The sequence below is a fragment of the Streptomyces malaysiensis subsp. malaysiensis genome (assembly GCF_040653035.1).
Lineage (GTDB): Bacteria > Actinomycetota > Actinomycetes > Streptomycetales > Streptomycetaceae > Streptomyces > Streptomyces malaysiensis.
The window spans coordinates 224,248-251,223 of record NZ_JBEZNG010000011.1 but is presented as its reverse complement, the minus strand read 5'-3'; the positions used below and the strand labels follow the sequence as shown (position 1 = coordinate 251,223).

Annotated in this window: 17 protein-coding genes and 1 riboswitch; of the genes, 9 read left to right on the top strand and 8 right to left on the bottom strand. The window is 73.6% G+C overall.

What is annotated here, in order from left to right; translation table 11 throughout:
• Position 1: 1 nt before the first annotated feature.
• Together cbiE and cobM are read left to right on the top strand one after the other, a co-directional pair.
• Positions 2 to 1,324 carry a precorrin-6y C5,15-methyltransferase (decarboxylating) subunit CbiE gene (cbiE, locus tag AB0E24_RS23355; RefSeq protein ID WP_359379584.1) on the top strand — a complete coding sequence of 441 codons (1,323 nt, stop codon included), beginning with the start codon at positions 2 to 4 and terminating at the stop codon, positions 1,322 to 1,324.
• On the top strand, positions 1,321 to 2,091 hold the full coding sequence (gene cobM, locus AB0E24_RS23350; RefSeq protein WP_359379582.1) for a precorrin-4 C(11)-methyltransferase: 771 nt from the start codon (positions 1,321 to 1,323) through the stop codon (positions 2,089 to 2,091). The genes cbiE and cobM overlap by 4 nt, the downstream gene beginning before the upstream one ends.
• Positions 2,092 to 2,445: 354 nt before the next feature.
• Here cobM and AB0E24_RS23345 read toward each other — a convergent pair whose 3' ends face one another.
• Complete coding sequence (locus AB0E24_RS23345) at positions 2,446 to 3,594, bottom strand: cobalt-precorrin-5B (C(1))-methyltransferase (RefSeq protein WP_359379579.1); 1,149 nt, start codon at positions 3,592 to 3,594, stop codon at positions 2,446 to 2,448.
• A 59-nt stretch (positions 3,595 to 3,653) separates the two neighbouring features.
• Between AB0E24_RS23345 and AB0E24_RS23340 the strand changes: the two genes are divergently transcribed.
• Complete coding sequence (locus AB0E24_RS23340; protein WP_359379576.1) at positions 3,654 to 4,412, top strand: cobalt-precorrin-6A reductase; 759 nt, start codon at positions 3,654 to 3,656, stop codon at positions 4,410 to 4,412.
• A 60-nt stretch (positions 4,413 to 4,472) separates the two neighbouring features.
• Here the strand turns inward: AB0E24_RS23340 and AB0E24_RS23335 are convergent, their stop codons facing one another.
• Genes AB0E24_RS23335 through AB0E24_RS23325 form a run of 3 tightly spaced genes read right to left on the bottom strand, consistent with a single transcriptional unit; the run spans position 4,473 to position 8,406 of the window.
• A complete protein-coding gene (locus AB0E24_RS23335) occupies positions 4,473 to 5,972 on the bottom strand; it encodes a precorrin-2 C(20)-methyltransferase (protein ID WP_359379573.1) in 1,500 nt (499 codons plus the stop codon).
• Positions 5,969 to 6,646, bottom strand: coding sequence for a precorrin-8X methylmutase (locus tag AB0E24_RS23330; protein WP_359379571.1), 678 nt, complete (start codon positions 6,644 to 6,646; stop codon positions 5,969 to 5,971). The genes AB0E24_RS23335 and AB0E24_RS23330 overlap by 4 nt, the downstream gene beginning before the upstream one ends.
• Complete coding sequence (locus tag AB0E24_RS23325) at positions 6,643 to 8,406, bottom strand: ferredoxin-like domain-containing protein (protein ID WP_359379651.1); 1,764 nt, start codon at positions 8,404 to 8,406, stop codon at positions 6,643 to 6,645. Before AB0E24_RS23325 ends, AB0E24_RS23330 begins: the two co-directional genes overlap by 4 nt.
• A 142-nt stretch (positions 8,407 to 8,548) precedes the next feature.
• Positions 8,549 to 8,636, top strand: a riboswitch (cobalamin riboswitch).
• Positions 8,637 to 8,689: 53 nt separating this feature from the next.
• On the opposite strand from AB0E24_RS23325, the gene cobN reads away from it, so the two are divergent.
• A complete protein-coding gene (gene cobN / locus AB0E24_RS23320) occupies positions 8,690 to 12,331 on the top strand; it encodes a cobaltochelatase subunit CobN (RefSeq protein ID WP_359379568.1) in 3,642 nt (1,213 codons plus the stop codon).
• Between the two features lie 188 nt (positions 12,332 to 12,519).
• Here cobN and AB0E24_RS23315 read toward each other — a convergent pair whose 3' ends face one another.
• Positions 12,520 to 12,777 carry a hypothetical protein gene (locus tag AB0E24_RS23315; RefSeq protein WP_069860792.1) on the bottom strand — a complete coding sequence of 86 codons (258 nt, stop codon included), beginning with the start codon at positions 12,775 to 12,777 and terminating at the stop codon, positions 12,520 to 12,522.
• Positions 12,778 to 13,081: 304 nt separating this feature from the next.
• On the opposite strand from AB0E24_RS23315, the gene AB0E24_RS23310 reads away from it, so the two are divergent.
• Complete coding sequence (locus tag AB0E24_RS23310; protein ID WP_359379565.1) at positions 13,082 to 14,080, top strand: cation diffusion facilitator family transporter; 999 nt, start codon at positions 13,082 to 13,084, stop codon at positions 14,078 to 14,080.
• Positions 14,081 to 14,171: 91 nt separating this feature from the next.
• Here the strand turns inward: AB0E24_RS23310 and AB0E24_RS23305 are convergent, their stop codons facing one another.
• Positions 14,172 to 14,300 (bottom strand): hypothetical protein, encoded by a 129-nt coding sequence (locus AB0E24_RS23305; RefSeq protein ID WP_269462893.1) that lies wholly within the window; start codon positions 14,298 to 14,300, stop codon positions 14,172 to 14,174.
• Positions 14,301 to 14,466: 166 nt separating this feature from the next.
• Positions 14,467 to 19,308, bottom strand: a complete 4,842-nt coding sequence (locus AB0E24_RS23300) for an HAD-IC family P-type ATPase (RefSeq protein ID WP_359379562.1) — start codon at positions 19,306 to 19,308, stop codon at positions 14,467 to 14,469.
• 105 nt (positions 19,309 to 19,413) lie between these two features.
• Between AB0E24_RS23300 and AB0E24_RS23295 the strand changes: the two genes are divergently transcribed.
• The gene (locus tag AB0E24_RS23295) at positions 19,414 to 19,734 is read left to right on the top strand and encodes a hypothetical protein (RefSeq protein WP_079259954.1); all 321 of its coding nucleotides are present in this window, start codon (positions 19,414 to 19,416) and stop codon (positions 19,732 to 19,734) included.
• Between the two features lie 18 nt (positions 19,735 to 19,752).
• On the opposite strand, the gene AB0E24_RS23290 is transcribed toward AB0E24_RS23295, so the two are convergent.
• Positions 19,753 to 21,198, bottom strand: a complete 1,446-nt coding sequence (locus tag AB0E24_RS23290; protein ID WP_359379648.1) for a lipase maturation factor family protein — start codon at positions 21,196 to 21,198, stop codon at positions 19,753 to 19,755.
• Between the two features lie 295 nt (positions 21,199 to 21,493).
• Between AB0E24_RS23290 and AB0E24_RS23285 the strand changes: the two genes are divergently transcribed.
• The 3 genes from AB0E24_RS23285 (at position 21,494) to AB0E24_RS23275 (ending at position 26,933) form a co-directional block, all read left to right on the top strand.
• Positions 21,494 to 21,742 carry a beta-ketoacyl-[acyl-carrier-protein] synthase family protein gene (locus AB0E24_RS23285; protein WP_359379559.1) on the top strand — a complete coding sequence of 83 codons (249 nt, stop codon included), beginning with the start codon at positions 21,494 to 21,496 and terminating at the stop codon, positions 21,740 to 21,742.
• A 35-nt stretch (positions 21,743 to 21,777) separates the two neighbouring features.
• Complete coding sequence (locus AB0E24_RS23280; RefSeq protein ID WP_359379557.1) at positions 21,778 to 23,496, top strand: 3-hydroxyacyl-CoA dehydrogenase family protein; 1,719 nt, start codon at positions 21,778 to 21,780, stop codon at positions 23,494 to 23,496.
• Between the two features lie 560 nt (positions 23,497 to 24,056).
• Positions 24,057 to 26,933 (top strand): helix-turn-helix transcriptional regulator, encoded by a 2,877-nt coding sequence (locus AB0E24_RS23275; protein WP_102936560.1) that lies wholly within the window; start codon positions 24,057 to 24,059, stop codon positions 26,931 to 26,933.
• The last annotated feature ends 43 nt before the right edge of the window (positions 26,934 to 26,976 follow it).

The following is a 26,976-nucleotide window of genomic DNA, read 5'->3' as shown; positions in this document are numbered from 1 at the left end:
GGTGACCACTGTGAGCCCGCCGCCTCCCCCCGTGACCGTCATCGGCATCGGCGCCGACGGCTGGGACGGGCTCGGTCCCGCGGCCCGCGAGGCGCTGCGCACGGCCGAGGTGGTCATCGGCGGACGGCGCCATCTGGGCCTGCTGCCGCCGGAGTGCCACGGCGAACGCGTCCCCTGGCCGTCCCCGCTGCGCCCCGCCGTCCCCGGGCTGTTCGCCACGTACACGGGGCGGCGGATCTCCGTGCTGGCCAGCGGCGATCCGATGTTCTTCGGCATCGGCCGCACACTGGCCGAACTGCTGGGCGCCGAGCGGCTGCGGGTGCTGCCCCATCCGTCGTCCGTCTCGCTGGCCTGTGCGCGGCTCGGCTGGGCGCTGGAGGAGACCGAGGTGGTCAGCCTCGTCGGCCGCCCCCTGGCCACGCTCAACCGCGAGCTGTACGCGGGACGGCGGCTGCTCGTGCTCAGCGCGGGCGCCGACACCCCCGCCGAGGTGGCCGGTTCGCTCGCGGAACGCGGCTTCGGCCCGAGCCGGATGCGGGTGCTGGAGCAGCTGGGGAGCGTGCGGGAACGCTGTGTGGAGGGCACGGCCGAGGACTGGCCCCATCCGCCCGGCGACCCCCTCAACGTCATCGCCGTCGACTGCGCACCGGCGGAGGGCACCCGGCCCCTGTCGCTCGCCCCTGGGCTGCCCGACACGGCGTACGACCACGATGGACAGCTGACCAAGCGCCATGTGCGGGCCGCCACCCTCGCCGCGCTCGCCCCCGCCCCCGGGGAGCTGCTGTGGGACGTCGGCGGCGGCTCGGGCTCCATCGCCGTGGAGTGGATGCGCGCCCACCGGACCTGCCGGGCGGTCTCGGTCGAACGCGATCCGGTGCGCGCCGAACGCATCGGCCGCAACGCCGCCGCGCTCGGTGTACCCGGGCTGACCGTCGTCACCGGCGCCGCACCGGACGCCCTGGCCCAACTGCCCGCCCCCGACGCGGTGTTCATCGGCGGCGGCCTGACCGTGCCCGGGGTGCTGGAGGCGTGCTGGGCGGCCCTGCCACCGGGCGGCAGGATCGTCGCCAACACCGTGACTCTGGAGTCCGAGGCGCTGCTCGCCGACCGCCACCGCCGCCACGGCGGCGACCTCGTCCGGCTCGCCGTCTCCCACGCCACCCCGGTCGGGGCCTTCACCGGCTGGCGGCAGGCGATGCCGGTCACCCAGTGGTCCGCCACCAAACCGCTCGATTCCCCAGGCCCCGGCGCGTACGCCGCCGACCCCGCGGGATCCGTCGAAGCCGCTCAGGCCGCTCAGGCCGTTCAAGGAGAGACACGATGACGGTGTACTTCATCGGCGCGGGCCCCGGTGCCGCCGATCTGATCACGCTGCGCGGCGCCCGGACCCTGGCCCGCTGCCAGGTGTGTCTGTACGCGGGCAGCCTGGTGCCCCGTGAACTGCTCGCCGAATGCCCGCCCGGCGCCCGCCTCGTCGACACCGCCCGGCTCGACCTCGACCGGATCACCGCCGAACTCGTCGCCGCCCATGAGGCGGGCCATGATGTGGCCCGCCTCCACTCGGGCGATCCGTCGGTCTTCAGCGCCGTGGCCGAACAGATGCGCCGCCTCGACGCGGCGGGCGTTCCGTACGAAGTCATCCCGGGCGTACCCGCCTTCGCCGCCGCGGCCGCCGCGCTGAAACGCGAACTGACGGTCCCGACCGTCGGCCAGACGGTGATCCTCACCCGCGTCGCCCAGCAGGCCACCCCCATGCCGGAAGGCGAGGACCTGGCCACCCTGGGACGCAGCGGCGCCCTGCTCGTCCTGCACCTCGCCGCCCGCTACGTGGACCGCGTCGTCGCCGAACTCCTCCCGCACTACGGCGCCGACTGCCCCGCGGCCGTGGTCGCCATGGCCAGCCGCCCCGACGAACTGGTCCTGCGCGGCACCCTGGACGACATCGCGCCCCAGGTGAAGGCGGCGGGCGTGGTACGGACAGCGGTCATCCTGGTGGGCCGCACCCTCGCCGCCGACCAATTCCGCGACAGCCACCTCTACTCCCCGAACCGCGAACGCCCCCACGAGCCCTGCGACACACCTGGCACCTGAGCCGCCGCTCCGGGGGCGGGGCCCCTGGTGCGACCGCCGCTGTCCCGCCTGCACCCCGCCGCCCGGGGGCTGAGTACCAGCGCTTCCGCTCCCCCCGGTTACGCCGCGCCCTCCCCGCGAGACCGGGACCACCACCCGCCGCCCGTGCGCGCCGAGGCGCCCGCCCCGATGGTGCGGCGGGGGGGCGCCGTGTCCGCCGTGGTGAGGACGTGGTGTCGCGCGCGGGGGGCTCGCGTGGTGTGCGGTGAGCCGCGACGGCTCCCGGCGCGTCGCTCCCGGCGCGTCGCGCCCGGCGCCGAAGGCGTTGGCACCCGGGCGCGTGGCCGTGTCGCGCCCTCGTGGCGGCGGAGTCGGTCAGCGGTCCCGTGGGGCGCGTGGTTCCGCGCGGCCGACGATCGTACCGGCGCGGTCGACGCAGATCACGTCCACCGCTACCGGGGCGCCGCGCAGTACCCCGAGGGCCGTGTCGCGGGCCGTGGCCGCGACCAGATCGCCGAGGGGTACGCCATGGGCGGCGCACAACTGCACCGTTTCCAGGCCGGTGTTGGCCGTTGCCACGGCCTGTGCCAGCTTCTCGTCCGCCCCTCCCCGGCGGGCCAGCTCCGCGAGGAACCCCTTGTCCACCTGGGAGCGCGAGGAGTGCAGATCCAGGTGGCCCGCGGCCAGCTTGGAGAGCTTGGCGAAGCCTCCGGCGATCGTCAGCCGGTCCACCGGGTGGCGGCGCAGATACTTCAGCACGGCCCCCGCGAAGTCGCCCATGTCCAGGAGCGCGTCCTCCGGCAGCCCGTGCACGGCCACCGCCACCTTCTCGGATGTCGAGCCGGTACAGCCCGCCACATGGCTTCGCCCCGCCGCGCGCGCGACGTCCACCCCGCGCCGGATGCTGTCGATCCACGCCGAGCAGGAGTAGGGCACGACGATGCCCGTCGTGCCGAGGATGGACAGTCCGCCGAGGATGCCCAGCCGCGGATTCCAGGTGGAGCGGGCGATCTCCTCGCCGTGGTCCACCGAGATCTCGATCTCGACGTCACCGGTTCCGCCGTGCCGGGCCGCGACGGAGGCGATGTGGTCGCGCATCATCTGGCGCGGCACGGGGTTGATGGCCGGTTCGCCCACGTCGAGCGGCAGCCCGGGCCGGGTGACCGTACCGACGCCCGGACCGGCCCGGAAGACCACTCCGCTGCCGGGCGGCAGAACCCGCACCGTGGCCCTGACCAGCGCGCCGTGGGTCACATCGGGGTCGTCCCCCGCGTCCTTGACGACGGCGGCCATGGCCCGGTCCGCCGTCAGTTCCTCGGCGGCGAGCGCGAACGCGGGCCGCTGCCCCTTGGGCAGTTCGATGGTCACCGGATCGGGGAACTCCGCGCCCAGCAGCGCGGTGTACGCGGCCGTCGTCGCGGCGGTGGCACACGCCCCGGTGGTCCAGCCGTGCCGCAGCCCCGACCGCTCCAGCTGCGCGCCCCGCCCCCCGGCCGCCTCGGCCGTCGTCTCCGCCTCAGCCATGGGCGGGCCGCCGCGCATACGATGACGGGCGCACGGACGACGAAAGGCACCCGATCCCGATGAACAGCGCACCGGCGCGCCATGTGCTCATCCTCGGCGGCACCACCGAGGCGCGCCGCCTCGCCGAGGAACTCGCCGGTGCCCCCGCCCTGCGCGTCACCAGCTCCCTCGCGGGCCGGGTCGCCGCACCGCGGCTGCCCGTGGGGCAGGTGCGGATCGGCGGGTTCGGCGGTGCCGAGGGCATGGCCCGCTGGCTCCGCGAGCACCAGGTGGACGCGCTCATCGACGCCACCCATCCTTTCGCCGACACGATCAGTTCCCACGCGGCCCGGGCGGCCGCCGACGTCCATGTTCCCCTGCTCGCCCTGCGCCGCCCCGGGTGGGTGCCCGGTCCGGGCGACCGCTGGCATTCGGCCGGCTCGCTGGCCGAGGCCGCGCGGCTGCTGCCGGACCTGGGGGAGCGGATCTTCCTCACCACGGGGCGGATGGGCCTGGCCACCTTCGCCCATCTGACCCGGCAGTGGTTCCTGGTCCGCTCGGTCGACGCCCCCGAGCCGCCGGTCCCGCCCCGGATGGAGGTGATCCTCGACCGCGGTCCGTTCACGCTCGAGGGCGAGGCGGAGCTGCTGCGCCGCCATCGCATCGAGGTGCTGGTCACCAAGGACAGCGGCGCCCACGCCACCGCCCCCAAACTCACCGCGGCCCGCGCCGCCGACCTCCCGGTCGTCATCATCCGCCGCCCACCCGCCCCCCAGGGCATCCCGGTGGCCAAAACCCCGTCGGAAGCCGCGACCTGGCTCCGCACGACGCTGGCCTGAGACCGGTGTCCGGGTCCGGGCCCGAAGCCCGGGTCCGGGTACGGGTGCGAAGCCCGGAGGCTATGCCTCCGGATAGCGGCGCGGGGTCCAGACGACCTCCGTGCCGTCGCCGCGGCGGGCCGTGCGGGTCTGGGAGGAGCCCACCAGGATGATCGTGCGCATGTCGACCTGGGCCGGGTCGAGGTCGGCCAGGCGGACGATCCGTACCCGTTCCCCCGGGCCGCCGATGTCGCGGCCCAGCACCACGGGGGTGTCGGGGGCGCGGTGTTCCAGCAGGAGTTCGCGGGCCTTGCCCACCTGCCAGACGCGGCTGCGGGAGCCGGGGTTGTAGAGGGCGAGCACCAGGTCGGCCGCGGCGGCGGCGCGCAGCCGCTCGGCGATCACCTCCCAGGGCTTGAGCCGGTCGGAGAGGGAGATCACCGCGTAGTCGTGGCCGAGCGGGGCACCGACTCGGGCCGCGGCGGCGTGGGCCGCCGTCATACCGGGGACGATCCGCACCGGGACCTCGCGGTAGGGGTCCTCGCAGGCGGCCTCCAGGACGGCGGTGGCCATGGCGAACACGCCCGGGTCGCCCGAGGAGACGACGGCGACACGCCGGCCCCGCCGGGCCAGGTCGAGGGCGAACTCGGCGCGTACGGCCTCGACCTTGTTGTCGGAGGAGTGACGCCGCTGGCCCGGCCGTACGGGCACCCGGTCCAGATAGGTGGTGTAGCCGACGAGGTCGTCGGCGGCGGCCAGTTCGCCGCGTGCCTCGGGGGTGAGCCACAGCGGACCGGCCGGGCCCAGGCCGATGACCACGACCTCGCCCACGCCGGACGCACCGCGCGGCGCGTCCACCCGGCTGGGCAGCACCGCCATCGAGAAGTACGGCACCGACTCCGGGTCGACCTTGGCCAGCGCGGCGGTCCGTTCCGCGTTCATCGTGGCGCGCTCAACATAGCGCGCGTCCGCGAGCCGCCCCGAACGCTCCAGCGCCCGCCGCACCGCCGGGAAGGTCCGGCCGAGCTTCATCACGGCCGCCGCGTCCGCCGTCGCCAGCCGGGCCGTCAACTCCTCCTCCGGCAGGGTGCCGGGGAGGACCGTCAGCACCTCCTCGCCCTCCACCAGCGGTGCGCCGAGCCGGGCGGCCGCCGCGCTGACCGAGGTGACACCGGGGACGACCTCGGTGGGGTAGCGGTCGGCGAGCCGCTTGTGCATGTGCATATACGAGCCGTAGAAGAGCGGATCGCCCTCCGCGAGCACCGCGACCGTGCGTCCCGCGTCCAGATGCGCGGCGAGTCTGGCGGCCGCGTCCGCGTAGAACTCCTCCATCGCGCCGCGGTAGCCGCCCGGATGGTCGGTGGACTCCGTGGTGACCGGGTAGACCAGCCGCTCCTCGATGTGGTCGGGCCGCAGATGCCGCTCGGCGATGGAGCGCGCGATGCTGCGGCCGTGCCGGGCGCTGTGGTACGCGATGACATCGGCCTCGGCGATGACCTCCACGGCGCGTACGGTCATCAGGGAGGGGTCGCCGGGGCCGAGCCCCACACCGTAGAGCCGGCCCGTCTGCTGCTCGCTCACTCTTCCTCGCTCGCTATCGCGTTGATCGCGGCCGCGGCGATGGCGCTGCCGCCGCGCCGGCCGTGCACCACCAGGTGGTCGAGCGCCGCCGGATGCCCGGCCAGCGCCTCCTTGGACTCGGCGGCGCCGATGAAGCCCACCGGCACACCGATCACGGCGGCCGGGCGCGGCGCGCGCGCCCCTCCTGCCCCTCCTGCCCCTCCTTCTGCGATTATCTCCAGCAGCCGGAAGAGCGCCGTGGGGGCGTTGCCGACCGCGACCACCGCCCCATCGAGCCGGTCCCGCCACAGCTCCAGCGCGGCGGCGCTGCGCGTGGTGCCCATGCGCCGCGCCAACTCCGGTACGGCGGGGTCCGCGAGGGTGCAGATCACCTCGTTGTCGGCGGGCAGCCGCTTACGGGTCACCCCGCTGGCGACCATGCGCGCGTCACAGAGCACGGGCGCGCCGGACCGCAGCGCGGCGCGGGCGCGGGAGACCACCCCGGGGGTGTACGCGAGGTCCTTGACCAGGTCGACCATGCCGCAGGCGTGGATCATCCGCACCGCCACCTGACTGACGTCGGCGGGAAGCCCGCCGAGGTCGGCCTCGGCGCGGATGGTGGCAAAGGAGGCGCGGTAGATGGCCGCCCCGTCCTTCTCGTAGTCGAACACGGTGTCCTCGATGTCCTCGATCATGTCGTTCCACGGGCCGCCGCCACGGCGCCGGCCAACTGCTCCGCTGTCACATCCACGCTGTCCGTCTCCGGCGTGTCTCCTCCCGCGCCCCGTACGGTGACCCGATAGCCCGTGTCGCCGATCGCCAGCGCGTCCACCCAGCGGCCCCCGGGGTGACCGCAGCGGCGTTCGCAGCCGGAGACGTACACCGGCAGTGGCTCGGGCCCGGCCCGGCCGCCACCGGATGTCGTACCGTTCACCGGCCACGGCGGCGAACCGCCCACGACCACGTGTCCGGTGTCCACGTGTCCGCTGTCCGCGTCCCTCCGCGCCGGGTCCGCGACCGTTCCCGCCGGGTCCGCGACCGCACCCGCCGTGTTTGCGGACGCCCCCGCCGTGTCCGGCGTGTCCGCCGCGCCCGCCGCGACTCGCCCGGTGCCCGCGGCCCGCCCCCGTGTCACGTCCGCGACCATGCGCGCCGCGTCGGCCCGCACATCCGCCAGGGACTTGGCGCAGCCGGGGCGCCCCGTGCACGCGCCGACCCCGAGCCACGGTGAGTCCGGCGTGGTCACCAGCCCCGCACCGGCGAGTTCGGACAAGGCGCCGGGCGCGTCGTCCGGGGCGAACCCGGGGAGCACCACGCCGCGCCAGGGTGTCATACGCAGCTCATCCGCCCCGCCCCGGGAGGCGAGCGTCGTGAGCAGCCGCCATTGCGCGGCGCTCACCCGGCCCAGGGGGAGGGCGATGGACAGCGCGTGGCGCCCGTTCGGGCCGGGGACCGACCCGGGGGCGGGTGGCGCGGCGGAGGCGGGTGCCGGGGTGTGTTCCACCGGTACGGCCTCGATGCCCGCACCGGCGAGTCGCGCGGCCAATCCGCCGGTCGTCACGGCGTGTTCGGCGGGGAGTTCGCGTACCCGCCACGCCCGTGTCCCGCTTTCCCGTACCCGTGTCAGGAACTCCACCGCGGCAAGCGCCGCCGCCCGTGGCGCGTCCTCGCCCCGCACCCGCAGGCCGCCGCCCCCTGCCATCGACCCGTCCGTGGCGAGGCTCGCCGCGCCCGCACCGCCGGTGTTCGCCTCCGCGCCACGGCCGAGCGGGTCCGAGCCGTCCGTACGACGCGCCCGCCGCACTGCCGTGTCCGGGTGTGTCGCGCCCGACGGCCGTGACGCACCCGGGCCCGGCAGCGGACCACCGCATCGCAGCACCGCTCCACCGTCCGCCGTTGCGATCAATGTCACATCCGCGTCCAAGGCGGCCACATCGCCACGGCCATCGTCCAGCGCGAACAGAAACCTGCCCGACAAGCCGGACAGGGGGGACAATTCCCCGCGCCCCGCCGGTCCCGCCGGTGAGTCGTCACACAGCGCGGCGTCCAACTCCCGCACCCATGCCACCACATCCGCGTGCCCCCGGCCGTCCAGGCCGGACAGCGGCGACGCCACGATGTTGCGCACCCGGTCATGGCGGTCCGAGGGAAGCAGTCCGGCCGCCCGCAGCCGGGCCGCCAGCTCCGCGCCGCACCCCGCCGCCAGGCCGCGCACCTGCGCATTGCCCCGTGAGGTGATGTCCAGCCGCCCGTCCCCGAGCTCCTCGGACACCCGCCCCAGCGCCTCGGCCTGACGGGCCGTCAGCAACCCGCCGGGCACCCGGATCCGGGCCAGCGAACCATCGTCCGCCGGGTGCAGCCGCAGCGCGCCGGGACAGGCGTCATCGCGTCCGCGCACGGGGGTTTCATCCCCTGGTGGGGTGGTTGTCGGGGGGAGGGGCATGGCGGCGAGCATACCGACGATCCGGTCCGGCCCACCGCCCCGGCCAGGCTCCACGGAGGCCGGAACGCACCATCCCGTGGCAGGTCAGCAACGCTTACTATGCTCAGCGGTGGGTCGGTCCCGACCCGCGACACGCATAAGACGGCACTCACGGCAGGAAGCCGGTGGAAATCCGGCGCGGTCCCGCCACTGTGAGCGCGGTGGCTGCCAGAAACGGCAGCGGCCGAGCGAGCCAGGAACTGCCGCCGTCTTCAACCCGCCCGGGGCGCGGACCCCGAGGAAGGTATGCCGCCGCATGATTCTGCTGCTGTCGACGTCCGACACCGACCTGCTCAGCGCCCGTGCCGCCAGGGGCCCGGTGCCGTACCGCCTCGCCAACCCGGCCCGCCTCGCCCTCGACGACCTGCCCGGTCTCCTGGAGGGCGCCGAACTCGTCGTCGTACGGCTCCTCGGTGGCCTCCGCGCATGGCAGGAGGGGCTCGACACGCTGCTCGCGGGCGACCTCCCCGTGGTCGTCCTCACCGGTGAACAGGCGCCCGACGCCCAGCTCATGGAGGCGTCCACGGTCCCGGTCGGCATCGCCGCCGAGGCCCACGCCTACCTCGCCCACGGCGGGCCCGCCAATCTGGGCCAGCTGGCCCGGTTCCTCTCCGACACCGTGCTGCTCACCGGCCATGGCTTCGAACCGCCCGCGCCCGCGCCCACCTGGGGCCCGCTGGAGCGCACCGGCCGCGCGGCCGACCCCGCCGACGCGATCGCCCCGACCATCGCGGTGCTCTACTACCGTGCCCATCACATGAGCGGCAACACCGCCTTCGTGGAGGCCCTGTGCCGGGCCGTGGAGGACGCCGGGGGCCGCCCGCTGCCGCTGTTCGTCGCCTCGCTGCGCGCCCCCGAGGCCGAGCTGATCGAGGCCCTCGGCGCGGCCGACGCCATCGTCACCACCGTCCTCGCGGCCGGTGGCACCCGACCCGCCGAGGCGTCCGCGGGCGGCGACGACGAGGCGTGGGACGCGGGCGCGCTCGCCGCGCTGGACGTGCCCGTGCTCCAGGCGCTGTGCCTGACCTCGTCGCGCACCGCGTGGGAGGAGAACGACGAGGGGCTGTCGCCGCTGGACGCCGCGACCCAGGTCGCCGTCCCCGAGTTCGACGGGCGGCTCATCACCGTGCCGTTCTCGTTCAAGGAGGTGGACGAGGACGGCCTGCCGGTCTATGCCGCCGATGCCGAACGCGCCGCGCGTGTCGCCGGAATCGCGGTACGACACGCCCGGCTCCGCCACCTCCCCGCCGCCGACAAGCGGCTGGCACTCGTCCTCTCCGCCTACCCCACCAAGCACTCCCGGATCGGCAACGCCGTGGGCCTCGACACGCCCGCGAGCGCCGTCGCCCTGCTGCGCCGACTGCGCGCGGAGGGCTATGACCTCGGCCCCGAGGACGGGCCGGACGCGCTCCCGGGCCTGGTCTCCGGCGACGGTGACGAGCTGATCCGCGCCCTCATCGAGGCGGGCGGCCATGACCAGGAGTGGCTCACCGAGGAGCAGCTCGCCCGCAACCCCGTCCGCGTCCCCGCCGCCGACTACCGCCGCTGGTACGCCACGCTCCCCCAGCAGCTCCGGGACGCGGTCGAGGAACACTGGGGCCCGCCGCCCGGTGAGATGTTCGTGGACACCAGCCGCGATCCGGACGGCGACATCGTCCTGGCCGCGCTGCGCCGCGGCAACCTCCTGGTCGTCATCCAGCCCCCGCGCGGCTTCGGCGAGAACCCCATCGCCATCTACCACGACCCCGATCTGCCGCCCTCGCACCACTACCTGGCCGCCTACCGCTGGATGGCCGCACCCCGGACGGACGGCGGCTTCGGCGCCGACGCCATGGTCCACCTGGGCAAACACGGCAACCTGGAGTGGCTGCCGGGCAAGAACGCCGGACTGTCCGCCGCCTGCGGCCCCGACGCCGCGCTCGGCGATCTGCCGCTGATCTACCCCTTCCTGGTCAACGACCCGGGCGAGGGCACCCAGGCCAAGCGCCGCGTCCACGCCACCCTCGTCGACCACCTCGTCCCGCCGATGGCCCGCGCCGACTCCTACGGCGACATCGCGCGGCTGGAACAGCTGCTGGACGAGTACGCCGCCATCTCCTCGATGGACCCGGCCAAGCTCCCCGCCATCCGCGCCCAGATCTGGACCCTCATCCAGGCCGCCCGGCTCGACCACGACCTGGGCCTGGAGCAGCGGCCGGACGACGACGGCTTCGACGACTTCCTGCTGCACGTCGATGGCTGGCTGTGCGAGGTCAAGGACGCCCAGATACGCGACGGACTGCATGTTCTGGGCGCCGCGCCGACCGGACCCGGGCGGGTCAACCTCGTACTGGCCATCCTCCGCGCCCGCCAGATCTGGGGCGGTACGTCCGCGCTCCCCGGTCTGCGCGAGGCGCTCGGCCTGGACGAGTCGGCCGCCACCCGCACCGGCGCCGACGAGGCCGAGGAGCGGGCCCGCGCGCTGGTCCAGGCGATGGAGGACGCCGAATGGGCCCCGGAGGCCGTCGAGAAGGCCGTCCTCACCCTGCCCGATGACCAGCGCCCCGCCGTCTCCGCGATCCTCGACTTCGCCGCCCGCGAGGTCGTACCCCGGCTGGCCGCCACGACCGACGAGATCGACCACGCCGTGCACGCTCTCGCCGGCGGGTTCGTCCCCGCCGGGCCGTCCGGCTCACCGCTGCGCGGACTGGTCAACGTCCTGCCGACCGGCCGCAACTTCTACTCCGTCGACCCCAAGGCCGTGCCCAGCAGGCTGGCCTGGGAGACCGGCCAGGCCCTCGCCGATTCGCTCCTGGAGCGCTACCGCGCCGACAACGACGGTCAGTGGCCGAAGTCCGTCGGCCTCTCGCTGTGGGGGACGAGCGCGATGCGCACCTCCGGCGACGATGTGGCCGAGGCGCTCGCGCTGCTGGGCATCCGCCCCGTGTGGGACGACGCCTCGCGCCGGGTGACGGGACTCGAACCCGTGACACTCGACCAGCTGGGCCGCCCGCGTGTCGATGTCACCCTGCGCATCAGCGGGTTCTTCCGGGACGCCTTCCCGCATGTCGTCGGGCTGCTGGACGACGCCGTACGGCTCGCCGCCGCCCTCGACGAGAGCGACGAGGACAACTACATACGCGCGCACACCCGCGCCGACCTCGCCGAACACGGTGATGAGCGCCGCGCCACCACCCGCATCTTCGGCTCCCGCCCCGGCACCTACGGCGCCGGGCTGCTCCAGCTCATCGACAGCCGCGACTGGCGCACCGACGCCGACCTCGCCGAGGTCTACACGGTCTGGGGCGGCTACGCCTACGGGCGCGGGCTCGAAGGGCGGCCGGCGCGGGCCGAGATGGAGAGCGCCTACCGCCGGATCGCGGTCGCGGCCAAGAACACCGACACCCGCGAGCACGACATCGCCGACTCCGACGACTACTTCCAGTACCACGGCGGCATGGTGGCCACCGTGCGCGCACTGAAGGGCACGGCCCCCGCCGCGTACATCGGCGACTCCACCCGCCCCGAGACGGTCCGCACCCGCACCCTCCACGAGGAGACCTCACGGGTCTTCCGCGCCCGGGTGGTCAACCCGCGCTGGATCGAGGCGATGCGCCGCCACGGCTACAAGGGCGCCTTCGAGCTCGCCGCGACGGTCGACTACCTCTTCGGCTACGACGCCACCACGGGTGTGGTCGCCGACTGGATGTACGACAAGCTCGCCCAGACCTATCTGCTCGACCCGGAGAACCGCTCCTTCCTGGAGGAGGCCAACCCCTGGGCGCTGCACGGCATGGCCGAGCGGCTGCTGGAGGCCGAGAGCCGCGGGCTGTGGGACGAGCCCGACCCGGAGGTGCTGGAGCGGGTGCGGGAGCTGTATCTGGAGACGGAGGGCGGCCTGGAGGGCGGGGACGAGTAGGCGCGATCCGCGCCGCCCCGCGGCGGCGTCCGGGTCTCCCGCACGGCGGCGTCCGGGTCTCCCGCACGGTGGCGTCCGGGTCTCCCGCACGGTGACCTCCGCGCTCGCCGTGCGGTGATGTCCGGGATGGCCGCGCGATGACGTTCGCGGTGTCCGCGCGATCCCCGCGCGGGGGCCCGGGCGGTGGCTCAGTCGGCGGACGACGACCGTGCGGCCGGGCGGGTCGCCGCCCGGATCCGGTCCGGCCAGGGTGGACAGTTGACCAGTTCGGTCCACTCGCGGTCGTAGCGCCCGGGTACCGCGCGCCCCGCGGACGCCCAGCGCTCGACCAGCGCGGCGTAGATCGGTACGGATGTGGATGTCTGAACGGTCTGATGAACCGTTCCGTCGCCTTCGGTGCTCCGGTCCAGCGCTCTGCTCGGCTGCGAGAGAGAACGGCGTCGCATCGTCGTCGTCATATTCGGACAACGCGCCCTGCCCCGCCCGGTCACCTTCCGCGAGCCGGTCTCACCCGCATCGGCGGGGTGTCGCACACGTCAGCGACTCCCCGGCGGCATGCCAGGGCGACCGGGCCGCGCACCCTTTTCACACTCCGAAACGAAAAGCATTGCCGCATTCATAAAGCCCATTCGCCGCCGGTGTGGAAGTCTATTGATAACCGTGTCCATTGCAGCCTTTGGCGAATTCCCCCCGGTGCTGTTTCAATTGCGCTGTCCCGAAGACGATCCGAGACGATCCGAGGAGGAGCCGGTGGGGGCTCATGCGCACGGACCCGACGAGGGGCACGGCGGACCCGGGCACGGTGGCCACACGCACGGCGTGGCGGAGAACGCCGACCGCCGGTGGCTGACCCTCGCCCTCGCGCTGATCAGCGGCTTCATGGCGGTGGAAGTTGTCGTCGGGATCATCGCCCGCTCCGTGGCGCTGCTGTCCGACGCGGCCCATATGCTCACCGACGCCGCCTCGATCGTGCTCGCGCTCATCGCGATCCGGCTCTCGGCGCGCCCCGCACGCGGCGGATACACCTATGGGCTCAAGCGGTCGGAAATCCTTTCCGCCCAGGCCAATGGTCTTTCCCTGCTGCTGCTCGGCGCCTATCTCGGCTATGAGAGCGTGGGGCGGCTGATCGACCCGCCCGAGGTGACCGGTGGTCTGGTGCTGATCACCGCGCTGGCCGGTGTGGCGGTGAATCTCGCCGCCGCGTGGTGCATGTCGAAGGCGAACCGCTCCTCGCTCAATGTCGAGGGCGCCTTCCAGCATGTGCTCAACGACCTCTACGCCTTCATCGCCACCGTCGTCGCGGGACTGGTGGTGGTGACGACGGGCTTCGCGCGGGCCGACGCGATCGCCGGTCTGCTGGTGGTCCTCCTCATGATCAAGGCGGGCGTGGAACTGCTGCGGGCCTCCGGCCGGGTGCTGCTGGAGGCCGCCCCGACCGGTGTCGAGCCCGATGAGGTGGGCGGCCGGCTGGTCGCCCATGGACAGGTGGCCGAGGTGCACGATCTGCATGTCTGGCAGATCACCTCGGGCGAGGTCTCGCTCTCCGCCCATGTCCTGGTCGCGGCGGGCGGCGACTGCCACGCGGTCCGGGAGGACCTGGAAGCGGTGCTGAGCGGCGAGTACGGGATCACCCACACCACGCTCCAGGTCGACCATCTGGACGACCCGGCCGCACGGGGACGGGCGGACGGGGAGCACTGCCCGACCGCCCACGGTCCGGTGCACCGGGCGGCGTCGTACGGCCACTGAACGGGGCCGAGCGGCGCCGCCCCCATACGGAAGGCCCGGGAGCGGCATGGCGTTTCCGGGCCTTGATGACGATGAAGCCTTGAGGGGCGTATCAGGCGGTGGCCGGCGCGGCGGCCGGCCTGAAGGCCGCTGTCAGAAGCGACTTCGCGAGCTGGGCGACCAGCGCCTCCAGGGCGATCTGGGCCAGCTTGACCAGGACGGTCGTCAGGATATTGGCCATGGGTACCTCACTGGATGGAACACGAGCGGAAGCGAGGCATCCGCTTCCAGTTCGTAGGTTGACCCGGGCCGGGAAGCGGGCGGCGCACACCAGGTAAGCATTCGGTGAATGAAAGGAAAGATCTGGGTGAGAAACACCTGAGATGTCCCGTTCCCGGGTGACGCGTTCAGACCGCGAGCGGCATCCGCCGGGGGAAGAGCAGCCGGGGTGCGACGGCCGCCCCCAGGGTGGCACCGGCCGAGCAGACTCCGACGACCGACCAGGCCATCGGGCCCAGGGGCGTACAGCCGAAGAAGTGGCTGACCACCGGAGTCTCCACGATGGCGAACAGCGTGGCCGCCGACGCCAGACTGGTGACCAGCACCAGTGGGCTGTGCCAGTCGGTCATGAAGGTCTGGCCCAGCTGGGTGCCGACCAGCGCCGCGAGCCCCATGGTGCTCGCCCGCCGGGCCCGGCCCGTCATCCGTCCGCACTGCCAGGCCGCGGCCGCGCCCAGTGCGGTGGCGCTGCCGCGCACCGCGAGGATACGGCCCAGATCGGAGCCGAACAGCGCGGATGCGGGGCCGCCCACCAGCGGGTCCTCACCGGACTTGGCGCGCTCCGGACGCCGCGCCCGGGCCAGGGCCACCGCGAGGGCGGGCAGCATATCGGTGAGCAGATTCACCAGGAGCAGCTGACGGGCGCCCAGCGGGGCCCGTCCGGCCACCGCCGCGCCGAGCAGGGTGAAGGCGACCTCGCCCGCGTTTCCGCCGACCAGGATCGCCACCGCGTCGCGCACACTGCGCCACAGCGCCCTGCCCTCCCGCAGCGCGTCGAGGATCCGGGTCGGGTCCGGATCGGTGAGCACCAGGTCCGCGGCGGCACGGGCCGAGGCCGAGCCGCGTGCGGACAGTCCGATGCCGATGTCCGCGAGGCGGATCGCGGCCGCGTCGTTCACCCCGTCCCCGGTCATGGCCACCACCTGTCCGGCCTGCCGCAGCGCCTGGACGATACGGACCTTGTGCTCGGGGGAGACCCGGGCGAAGACGGTGGTACGGGCGATCCGCTCGACCCGCTCGCCCTCGGGCAGGGTGTCCAGCTCCGCCCCGGTGAGCACCGGCTCGGCGTCCGCGATGCCGAGCTCCCGGGCGATGGCGACCGCCGTGGTCGGGTGGTCGCCGGTGACCATGGCGACGCGTACCCCGGCGTCCGTCAGCCGCTTGACGGTCTCGGCGGCGCCCGGCCGCGTGGTGTCGGCGATGGCGATGAAGCCCAGCAGGGTGAGCTCCCGGGCGATCGCGGCCACTTCCGATGTCGGCGTGTCGGACCCGGCGGGCCGGGTCTCGGCCACCGCCAGCACCCGCAGCCCGTCGGAGGCCAGCGAGTGCAGCAGGCGCTCGGTGGCGCGCAGCCGCTCCGGGGTCAGCGGCCTGGTGTCGTCGGCCGCCCCCGGGGTCGGTGACCTGGTGTCGTCGGCCGTCCCTGGGCTCAGCGGCCTGGTGTCGTCGGCCGTCCCTGGGCTCAGCGGCCCGGTGTCGCACGCCGCCCCCGGGCTCAGTGGTGAGGTGTCGTCCGCCGCCCCGGGGCTCAGGGCGTAGGCGCATCGGGCGAGCACGATCTCGGGCGCACCCTTGACGGCCAGGTACGGGCGCCCGGACTCGGTGCCCAGACACGCCGAGAATCCCCGGCTGGCCTCGAAGGGCAGCTCGGACACCGGACGCCAGACGCCGTCCCCGTCGCAGTGCGCCGCCGCGGCGTCGATGACGGCCTGGTCGGTGGCGTGGGCCAGCGCCCGTCCGCCCTCGGGCTCGGGGCAGGCGCGGGCCGCCGTGCGCAGCAGCCGCTCGCCCAGCGCGCTGCCGGTCGGCAGCTCATGGTCGTACGCGGCGACCCGGGCCACGGCCAGCCGGCCCTCGGTCAGGGTGCCGGTCTTGTCGAAGCAGACGACGTCCACCCGGCCCAGGGCCTCCAGCACCCGTGGCGTACGTGTCAGCACCCCGCGGTGCGAGAGCCGGCGCGCCGCGGCGGACTGCGCCACCGTGGCCACCAGCGGCAGCCCCTCGGGCACGGCGGCCACCGCGATGGCCACTCCGGTGGACAGCGCCTCGCGCACCGGCGCCCCGTGCAGCAGCCCCAGCAGGGTGACGGCGGCGCCGCCGAGGCCGGTGGCGGGCAGCGCGACCTTGGTGAGCGCGGCCAGCCGGCCCTCGATCCCGATGGGCGCGGTGGGACGCCCGGCCAGTTCGGCGGCGCGCCCCGCCTCGGTCTGCGCTCCGGCGGCCACGACCACGGCGTATCCGGTTCCGGCGAGCACCGTGCAGCCCTGGTAGACCATGCAGGAGCGGTCCGCGAGGTCGGCGCCCGGAGTGGCGGCCGGGTCCTTGGCGACCGGCCCGGACTCGCCGGTCAGCCCGGCCTCGTCCAGCTCCAGCCGTTCGCTGACCAGCAGCCTCGCGTCGGCCGGTACGACGTCCGAGGGCCGCAGCGCGACGATGTCCCCGACCCGCAGCTCCTCGGCGGCCACCGTGTGCACCGGGGCGGTGGTCAGCCCCGCGAAGAACACCTCCCGGTCCGCCGCCACCCCGTCCGCCAGGGACATCGAGGGCGCCCAGCCGACCAGCCGGCCGTTCATCCGCTCGCTCAGCAGCAGGCCGCGCAGCGAGCGCTCGGCCCGCAGCCGCTGTGCGCCGCTGATCACCGCGTTGCCCGCCATCACGCTGAGGACGAGGAAGGAGTCCACACCGGAGCCCACCGCCGCGGAGGCCGCGGCGCCGAGCGCCAGCACGGGGGTGAGCGGATCGTGCAGCTCCTCGCGCACCGCGTTCACCAGCGAGGCGGTGTTCCGGGTCAGGGCCGCGAAACGGGAGGAGGCGGCCCCCACGACACCGGCTCCCACGACACCGGCTCCCACGGCACCGGCTCCCACGACACCGGGCGCCCCGGCCCGTACGTCCGTCCCGGCCGCATCGGGCACGAGGCGTGTCGCGTCGGCCCACAGCGTCCGGGAGGACCGCGGCGCGCCCGGGTCACCTGGAGCCGCGCCCGGTTCCCCGGGGCCCGCGCCGTGGGGCGCGCCCGAGCCGTCGGGCGGCTCCGTCCCGTTCTCCCGGAAGGCGCACAGCACGCTGAGGGTCTCCCGCGCGCCCAGGGCGTGCCAGTTGCCGCGGACGCGGGGCGCCGGTGCGGGACGGCGCTCCACCCGGCGCGCCGCGCGGATCCCGCCGAGCATGGCCAGGAACGCCGCGCTGTACACCGGAGAGGTGGCGAGCCCGGCCACCGCGGGCCGGGTCCCCGCCGCGGCGATCAGCGCGCCGAGCGCGGATCCGCCCATCGACAGCCGGGCCGAGCGCCGGCTGACCGAGCGCGCGTCCTCCAGGGCCCGCAGAACACGCCACGCGTGGACCAGTCCGGGGCCGCAGAGCAGATCGGCCGACCAGCACACCCGGCCCGCACCACGCGCCATGACGGCGACGCCGAGATCGGCCGCGCCCAGCGCCTCGTCGTCCGCGCCGCTGATCACCAGCACGCCGTGGCCGTCGAGCTGGAGGCGGCGCACCGTGTCGGGGAGCGACGCGCCGGGCGGGAGCAGCTCATCGGCCCAGGGAGCGATCTCGTCCGTACTGGCGTGGTGGGTGAGCACCAGTCGCCGCGCGCCGCGGCGGGCCGCCGCCACCAGGGCGTCGGCCAGTGGGTCGAGTTCGCAGCCGATCCGGACCCGGGCCTGCCGCCGGCCGTCCGCGCCGTACAGGTCCGCGGTCAGGGCCGGCGGACTCGCCGGGAGCGCCGCGGGGAGTTCATGGGGCCGCTCCAGCCGCCAGGGTCCACGCGTCCAGGGCCCGTCGCCGGACAGCTCCCGCAGCGGGCGGCGGTCCAGGACGGACTGCGCGGCGCTCCATGCCTCGGCCTCGCCGAGGTCGCCGACGGTGGCGACCGACAGCAGCCGCGGCCGGCCGGCGCACAGCACCCGCGCGTCGATCAGCACCGCCGACACGCGGTCCAGCAGCCGCAGCGCGGTGCCGTCCATGGGCACCACACCGTCCCGTGCCAGTACGTCGCCCAGCCGGGCGGCGAACGCCTCCCGGCCCATCGCGGCCGCCTTCGGCACGGTGGCCAGCAGCGCCTTACCGGCCTGCTCGAGGTCGCGGGTCCATGCCAGCAGCCCGCCCGCACCGGACAGCGCGGCCAGCGAGGTGCGGTCGACACAGGTCTCCACCGGCCCGGGAGGCAGGGGAGCGGGCCGGGGTGCGGCCGGGTGCGAGCGCTCCGGGAGCCCGTCGCCGTCCGCCACCAACTCGGGTTCGCGGCGCTGCCATACGGTCTGCCGGCCGCGGATCTCGGCGAGTTGCAGCAGACGTTGCAGCGCGTCCAGGGCGAGCGGGGCCTCGCCCCTGGTCAGGGCGTGCACCACGGCGTTCGACACACCGATCAGCGCGTCGGCCTGGGCGCGGCCGAGCCGGGACTCCAGCACACCGCGCAACCGCGGCTGGATCTCCGCCATCACCGTCGGGATCCGCAGCGTGGGGGAGAGCGCGGGCCGCATCGTCATCCGCCGGATGGCGGCCGTCGCCAGGCCGAGGCAGTCGGCGGCGAGCGCGGTCGCGGCGAGCGTCGCCGGTGTGGAGGCGAACGGCGGTTGCGGACGGCCCGCCGGGAAGTCGTCCGCGCCCGTCCCATGGGCCGCCTCGACGCGTTCGACCGCCTCCAGCACGTCCTCGGGGCTGAACTCGTCCTCGTCGAAGTCGACCAGCACCTGGCCGAGCGACGCGTTCACCCCGGCCCAGTTGACGCCTGCCAGCCGCCGCAGCGCGGACTCCAGCTCATGGACCAGCCGTTCATGGCCCGCCCCGTGGCCGGTCAGCCCGCGTACCTCCATATGGGCCCGCCCCGCCCGGGCCCACACCCGCCGGCTGGTGCGCCGGTCGCCGGTGTCGCGCAGGACGTCGGAGATGTCCGCGAGCCGCAGCCGCAGACCGCTGATTCCGCGGGACGGCGCGGAGACGAGGCCCGTGAGCGTAGTGATGGGCAGCACCCGCTGCTCTCCCCTCGGTCCTGGTATGCCGGGTTGGTGAAATCGGCCTATGCTTACCTAATTCCGCCATAAAGTAATCAAAGGGGCATCTGGTAGGAGGAAGGCGTGAGCGCAGCGACGACGACACCCAAGACCACCGACACCCGGAAGACGGGCACGTCCTCGGGGAAGAACGACCGCACGGTCACCTTCACCGTTCCCCGTGTCGCCATGGCCACGGCGAATGTGGCCGCGGTGCCGATCAGGACCGCACGGCGGGTCCTGCCCGCCAAGGGCGGGCTTCCGCTCTACCTCGGCCTCGGCGCGATGGGCCTCGCCGGAGTGCTGGAGTGGCCGATCGCGGTGGGCGTCGGCGTCGGCTACGCCGTGCTGCGCAACCCCCCGCCGGGCGCCGAGACTCCGAACGCGAAGGGCGCCGCCGCCTGAGTGCCGGCCGGCCTGGTGTCACACCCGCGGCGAGTCGTGGTCTTCCAGTCTGACCGGTGGCAGGAACTCGCCCAGCAGGGTCCGGTGCCACCAGGCCCCGGTGGCCCGTCGCTCCGCCGGGGTGGTGAAGCGGTAGAGATACAGCCGCGCGCGCAGATGGGCGGGCGGCGCCTCCGGGAAGGGCGTGGCCCGCAGCAGCCGCACCGTCGCCCGGTCGTTGACCAGCAGCTTGCCGATCAGCGGGGTGAACCACGACCCGGCGTAGGCCGGTGAGATCCCCGCGAACCACATCATCCAGTCCAGCCGCAGATGGTACGGGGCGTACTGGCGCGGCATCCGGCGCACATCGCCCGGCTTGCCCCGGAACTCATAGTCCTTCCAGACCGTGTCCGGGGTGAGCACCGCATCGCCGGTGCCCTGGATCACCACCTCCTGCCGGCTGCGGTTGACGCTGCCGAAGGCCCCGTAGGTGTTGACCAGGTGCAGCGGATTGAACGAATAGTTCATCAGCTGGCGGCCCGACAGCAGATTGCGGGCCGGCCAGTAGCTGAGCACCAGCACCAGCGCGGTGGCCGCCAGCACCACCGCCTCGTACCAGACCGGGGGAGCGGCGAGCTCCGGCGGCCCGGGCAGCCCCAGCAGCTCGGCCGCCCGGCGCCCGTCGACCGCCGAGAGGGCCAGCAGGATCGTCAGCCAGTTGAGCCAGGAGAAGTTCCCGGACGCGACCAGCCACAGCTGGGTGACCACGACGATCCCCGCGGCCACGCTCGCGACCGGCTGCGGGGTGAACAGCACCACGGGCACGATCAGCTGAGCCGTATGATTGGCCGCCACCTCCACCCGGTGCAGCGGCTTCGGCAGATGGTGGAAGAACCAGCTCAGCGGACCCGGCATCGGCTGGGTCTCATGGTGGTAGTACAGACAGGTCAAGTTCCGCCAGCAGCGGTCCCCACGGATCTTGATCAGCCCGGCGCCGAACTCCACCCGGAACAGCAGCCAGCGCAGCAGCCACAGGATGAGCACGGGCGGCGCGGTGCGATCGTTGCCCAGGAACACGGCGAGGAACCCCGCCTCGAGCAGCAGGGACTCCCAGCCGAAGCCGTACCACACCTGTCCCACATTGACGATCGACAGATACAGCAGCCACAGCACCAGCCACGCCACCATCGCGACCGCCAACGGCGCCCGGTCCCCGGCCCCCACCAGCAGCGCGGCCGACAGGGCGGCCCCCAGCCAGGCGCAGCAGACGAAGAACCGGTCGGAGTAGTGCAGATGGAACAGGCTGGGCGAGCGCCCGAACGGCACCTGCGCGAGAAAGCGCGGCACCGGGGTCAGCCCGCGCTCGCCGAGCAGCGCCCGGCCCTGCCGGGCCGCCACCACGAAGGCGATCAGATAGACGGCGGCCAGACCCCGTTGGAAGACCAGCCGGCTCAGCCAGTAGTCGGATGAGGTGAACCACTCCATGGGGGCCGCTCCCTGGGCCTGTCTGCGGTTGGCCTGCATGTATCCGGTACCACCTTTGGCGGGTGCCCGCCATGCGCACGGGTCTGCGGCGGTGCGGAGTTCGCCCGGTAGGGGGCCTAGGGGGGGTGATGGGTTAGGGGTTATCCGTGCCGTGCCCGGTCCGTAGCGTCGAAGCCCGGCATGGATCCGGAGGGAACCACTCAATGCTTCTTCTCGAGCACCGCCTTCTTCGTGAGCACTGCCGCACCCCGCGAACCGCGACGACAGCGATGGCACCGGCGAAGGCGGCGGCCGCGTGGGGATGACCCCGGAGCGGATCTCCGCCAAGACCGGGATCCACAGCCGTCGTTACGCCGCCGGCCACGAGGCCACCTCCGATCCGGCCGTGGAGGCCGCCCGCGCCGCACTCGCGGACGCCGGGATCCGCGCCGATCAGCTCGGCCGGATCGTGGTCGCCACCTCGACCCCCGAGCACCCCCGGCCCGCCACCGCCTGTCCGGTGCGGCACCGGATCGGCGCTCCGGGCGCCGCGGTCCGTGAGTAAACGCAAGGTACCGGCCAGCGAAAGGACTCATCGGCATGGCACAGCGCTTTTCCACCGTCGCGGTGTTCGGGCTCGGCACCACCGGCCGCCACCTCGTGGACGCCCTGGTCCGCGGCGGCCGGCGGGTGATCGCCGTGGAGCGGGACGAACCGGCCCTGCGGCGCGGCCGGGAGCGGGTGACCGCGGCGGAATCCGCCGTCGAGTTCACCACCGACCCGGCGGCCGCCGCACGGGCCGATCTGGTGATCGAGGCGGTCCCCGAACGGCTGGAGACCAAGCGCCGGCTGCTCGCCCGCGCCCATGCCGAGTGTCCGCCGGAGACGGTGTTCGCCACCACGACCACCGGGCTCCCGGTGACCGAGATCGCCTTCGGCTCCGGGCGGACCGACCGCACGGTGGGACTGCACCTCTTCCCGCTGGGACCCGACCGCGAGTCGCCGGCGGTGGAGGTGGTGGGCACCCCGCTCACCGCGGACGCGGTGCTGGCGGACGTCCGGGAGCTGATCCGCGACCTGGGCCGGATCCCGGTGCCGGTGGCCGACCGGCCGGGCTTCATCGGGGGCGCGCTCACCATGGCGTACCTCAACAACGCGGTGGCCATGTACGAGCGGCGCTACGCCTCGCGCGACAGCATCGACACCGCCATGACCCTGGGCTGCGGACTGCCCATGGGGCCGCTGGCCCAGCTGGACGCCATGGGCCTGGACACCGCGCGGGACTCCCTGGAGGCGCTGTACGAGCGCACCGGTGATCCGCGGTACGCGCCCGCGCCCACCCTGGCCCATATGGTGACGGCCGGTCTGGTGGGGGTGAAGGCGGGCCGCGGCTTCTACGAGTACGGGGCGGGCGGCGCGGCCCGGGGTGGCGCGGCGGACGGCCTGGGCGAGCCCGTACCGGCCCGCGCCGTGCGGCGGATCGGGGTGGTGGGCTCGGGCACCATGGCCGTCGGTATCGCGGAGGTGTGTGCGCGCTCGGGCTATCCGACGGTGCTGGTGGCCCGGAGCGAGCGGCGCGCGAAGGAGGCAGCGGCCGCCGTGGAGCGCTCGCTGGAGCGCGGGGTGCGGCGTGGCAAGCTGGCGCCCGGGCTGCTCACCGAGGCGATGGGCCGGCTGACCGCGGGCTGCGAACTCCAGGCGCTCGGCGCCTGCGACCTGGTGGTCGAGGCCGTGGCCGAGGACATCGACGTCAAGCGGGGCGTCTTCGCCGATCTGGACCGGGTGTGCGCACCGGGGGCGGTGCTCGCCACCTCCACCTCGAGCCTGCCCGTCATCGAGTGCGCGATGGCGACACGGCGGCCCGAGGACGTCATCGGGATGCACTTCTTCAACCCTGCTCCGGTGATGCGGCTGGTGGAGGTGGTGCACACCGTGCTGACCTCCAAGGAGGCCCTGGGCACGGCGCACGCGCTGGCCGCGGCGCTCGGCAAGCGTGCGGTGGACTGCCCGGACCGGGCCGGTTTCATCGTCAACGCCCTGCTCTTTCCCTATCTGAACAGCGCGGTGACGATGCTGGACGAGGGCTGGGCCACCGCCGATGACATCGATACGGTGATGGCGGCCGGACAGGGCTATCCGATGGGGCCGCTGCGCCTGCTGGATGTGATCGGCCTGGATGTCTCCCTCGCCATCCAGCGCACCCTGCACGGCACCTTCCGGGATCCGGCCCTGACCCCGGCCCGCCATCTTCAGCGGCTGGTCGAGGCGGGTCACCTGGGTCGCAAGGGAGGGCGGGGGCTGCACCTCCATGAGCGATGACAATGGACGCGCGGATGTCATTGGAACAGTCCGGCGGCGGGTGGGTGGCCTCGGAATTCATCGGTACGGGAATAGGCGTGCCGACTCGCTGTCCACTTTATGGCAGAAGAATTCCTGGCGAATCGCTTGCGGTTACCGAGGGCAACGGACATAAGAATCGCATTAGCCCTCAAAACGGGCAAAAAAATGTTCGAAGTGGATCTTGTGATGCCCTTATCGATGACCACTTCGTGTCGGAGCCAAGGAGGTCATGGATTCTCCCGCCTGCGGCTAGGGGGTCTCGTGTATGCTGGCGCCCTCCGAACAAATGCCCACGTGAACGGGGGTGGTGCAGGCGTGTCAGGGTATCGGTGCACTTCGGCTTCAAGGTGTCGCCCCACGTAGGGGTGGACCGGGCGGATCGATTTTGTCGATCGTCGGGCAGTCTGCCCAGAATTGGTAATTCGTTAACGATGATTTTACGTGCGGCGATGGTGGCGTGCCCGGTGGGCGTATAGCTTGCCGGAAGGCGTTCGGACTGCCGTGAGCAGTGCTTCGCGTCGCATTCGGGGGTGCGAGCAATGGTGTTTTTATCGGCCAGAGCCAGACAATTCGACGCGCAATTCGACAGACTTCGGCGGACGTTTTCCCGATGTCTGGCCGGGGAGGCGGGCCTCGTACTCGTCGAGGGCGCGGTCGGCTGCGGCAAAACCCATACGCTCGAAGCCGTCACGGCCCATGCGGCGAAGGCCGGAGCCCTCGTCCTCAAGGCATACGGCACCTCGGCCGACCGGGCTCCGCTCGGCACGCTGCGCCAGCTCCTGGACTCCCCCCGGCTGCCCAAAGCCACCGCCGACCATCTGCACCGGGCCCTCGACCAGGCCCCCCTCGGCGTCGCACAGCCCCATGAAACCCCTGGTGGCGATCGCGCCGACGCAACCCCGACCCATGTTCAGGGAGCCCGCGAGTTCCGCGCCGCACTCCATGAACTCGCCTCCCGCGAACCGGTGGTGATCTGCGTCGACGAACTCCAACTCGTCGACGCGACGTCACTTCAGTACCTGCTGTATCTGGCGACCCGTTCCCGCTCCGCCAAACTCCTCATGGTGTTCGCGCAGGCGACGGACAGCGAGCAGAAAGACGCCGTCTTCAATACCGAACTGCTGCGTCAGCCCAATTTCCAGCGGCTGCGGCTGGAGAGGCTGTCCTGGGAGGAGACCGCGCAGCTGCTCACCACCCGGCTGGGGCTTCCGGATTCGGCCGATGTGGCCTACAGCTGGTATGAGGTGAGCGGCGGTAATCCGTTGTTGCTACGCGCGGTGATAGACGATTACCGCACCGCGGGGGCGCCGCCACGGCGCGGCGGCGCGGTGGAGCCCGTGGTGGGCGACATGTTCGTCCAGGCCGCGCTCACCTGTGTCTACCGCAGCGGGCGCATCGTCTCCCGGCTGGCCGAGGGTATCGCGGTGCTCGGCGCGTCCGCCTCCCTCGAACTCCTCGGCCGGCTGCTGCGCATCGGCCCCACCGGCACCCGGCGCGGGGCCGCAGCGCTGGACGCGGCCGGCCTCGTCGACGGGCTCGCCTTCCGCCACCCGTACGTCGAGGCCGCGGTGCTGGAGGACATGGACCCCGACGCCCGGCTGGACATGAACCGCCGCGCCGCCGTACTGCTGCACCAGGGCGGCGGGGCGACCCTCGCCGTGGCCCGCCATCTGCTCGCCGCCCAGTCCGCCGACGAGCCCTGGGCGGTGCCGCTGCTGCGGGACGCCGCGCAGCAGGCGCTCGCCGAGGACGACGCCAAGCTGGCGGTCGCCTGCCTGGAGCTGGCGTACTCGGCCTGCGAGGACGAGGAGCTGCGGGCCGGCATCAGGATCGGCACCGCCGGGATCATGTGGCGGCTCAACCCGTCGGCGTCCGAGCGGATGCTGGCGGAGCCGCTGGCCGCGCTGTACGCCGACCGGCTGCCCGCCGCCCATATCGGGCGGCTGATCGAGCTGTTGCTCGCGCACGGCCGGATCGAGGAGGCGCGCGGCGCCATCGGCCGGCTCAACGCCGTCATGAGCAACGCGGGACCCGCCTCGATGTCCCAGTTCCGGATGACCGCCCGCTGGGCCCAGGAGTCCGGTGCGCAGGACCGGCCCCCCGGGGCCGCGGCGCGCCAGGGCGAGGACGCCGGCGCCACCCGGGCGCAGCTCAGATCGCGCAGACCCTCCGCGCTGTCGACGATCACGGCCGCGTTCAGCGGCTTCTTCGGCCGCGGGGGGAGCGAGGAGTCGCCGGTGGCCGCGGCGGAGAAGGTGCTCGAGGTCTCGCCGCTCACCGACGCCACCTTCGAACCCATCGTCAACTCGGTGAACGCACTGGTGTACGCGGGCCGCCCGGACAAGGCGGCGCCGTGGTGCGATGCGCTGATGGACGAGGCCGAGCGGCGCCGGGCGCCGGGCTGGCGGGCCATCTTCGCCTCGATCCGGGCCGAAATCGCCCTGCGGCAGGGCAATCTCGTGGAGTCGGCGGCCTATGCGACCACCGCCCTGGAGATCGTGCCAGGCCGCGACGGAAGCGTCTTCATCGGCGGCCCCCTGGCCAGCCAGATCCTCGCGTACACGGCGATGGGCAAGTACGACGCGGCGGCCCGGCAGCTGAGCCGCCCGGTCCCCGAGGCGCTGTTCAAGAGCATCTACGGACTGGGCTACACCCGCGCCCGCGGCTGTTACTACCTGGCCACCAACCGCATCAACGCGGCGCTCGGCGAATTCCTGATGGCCGGCCGGCTCGCCCAGCTGTGGGAGCTCGACCAGCCGGCGCTGCTGCCCTGGCGCTCCGACGCCGCCGAGGCATGGCTGGAGCTCGGCGACCGGGAGAAGGCCGCGAACCTGGTCTCCGAGCAGCTGGCCAGGAACGGCGCCGGGGACTCCCGGGTCCGCGGGGTCTCGCTGCGAATACTGGCCGCGGCCGGGGACATCGAGAACCGGTCCCGGCTGCTCGGCCAGGCCGTGGAGGAGTTGCAGTGCTCCGGCGACCGCCTGGAGCTGGCCCGGGCGCTGGACGATCTGGGCCGTACGCTGCGCGGCTCCGGGGAGCTGGGACGGGCCGACGCCATCATGGGCCGGGCCTGGCGGATGGCCAAGGAGTGCGGCGCCGAGGAGCTGTGCGCCCGGATCCGCCTCGACTCCGGTCTGGAGGCCCGCGATCCACGGCCGGTGGTGCGGCCGGTGTCCGGACCGCTCGGCCCGAAACCCGCGGTGCCGCCGTCCCTGGGGACCAAGCTCAGCGAATCCGAGGCCAGGGTCGCCGCCCTGGCGGTGGACGGTTATACGAACCGGGAAATAGCCGCCAACCTGTTCATCACCATCAGCACGGTCGAGCAGCATTTGACGCGGGTCTACCGCAAGCTGAATATAAGGAGCCGACAGCAGTTGCCGACCGCGCTGCGGGCCCAGGTGGATGAAATCGCCTGAGCGATGACGGGGGCGATGTCCCGCGGAAGGGGTGGCCGCATGA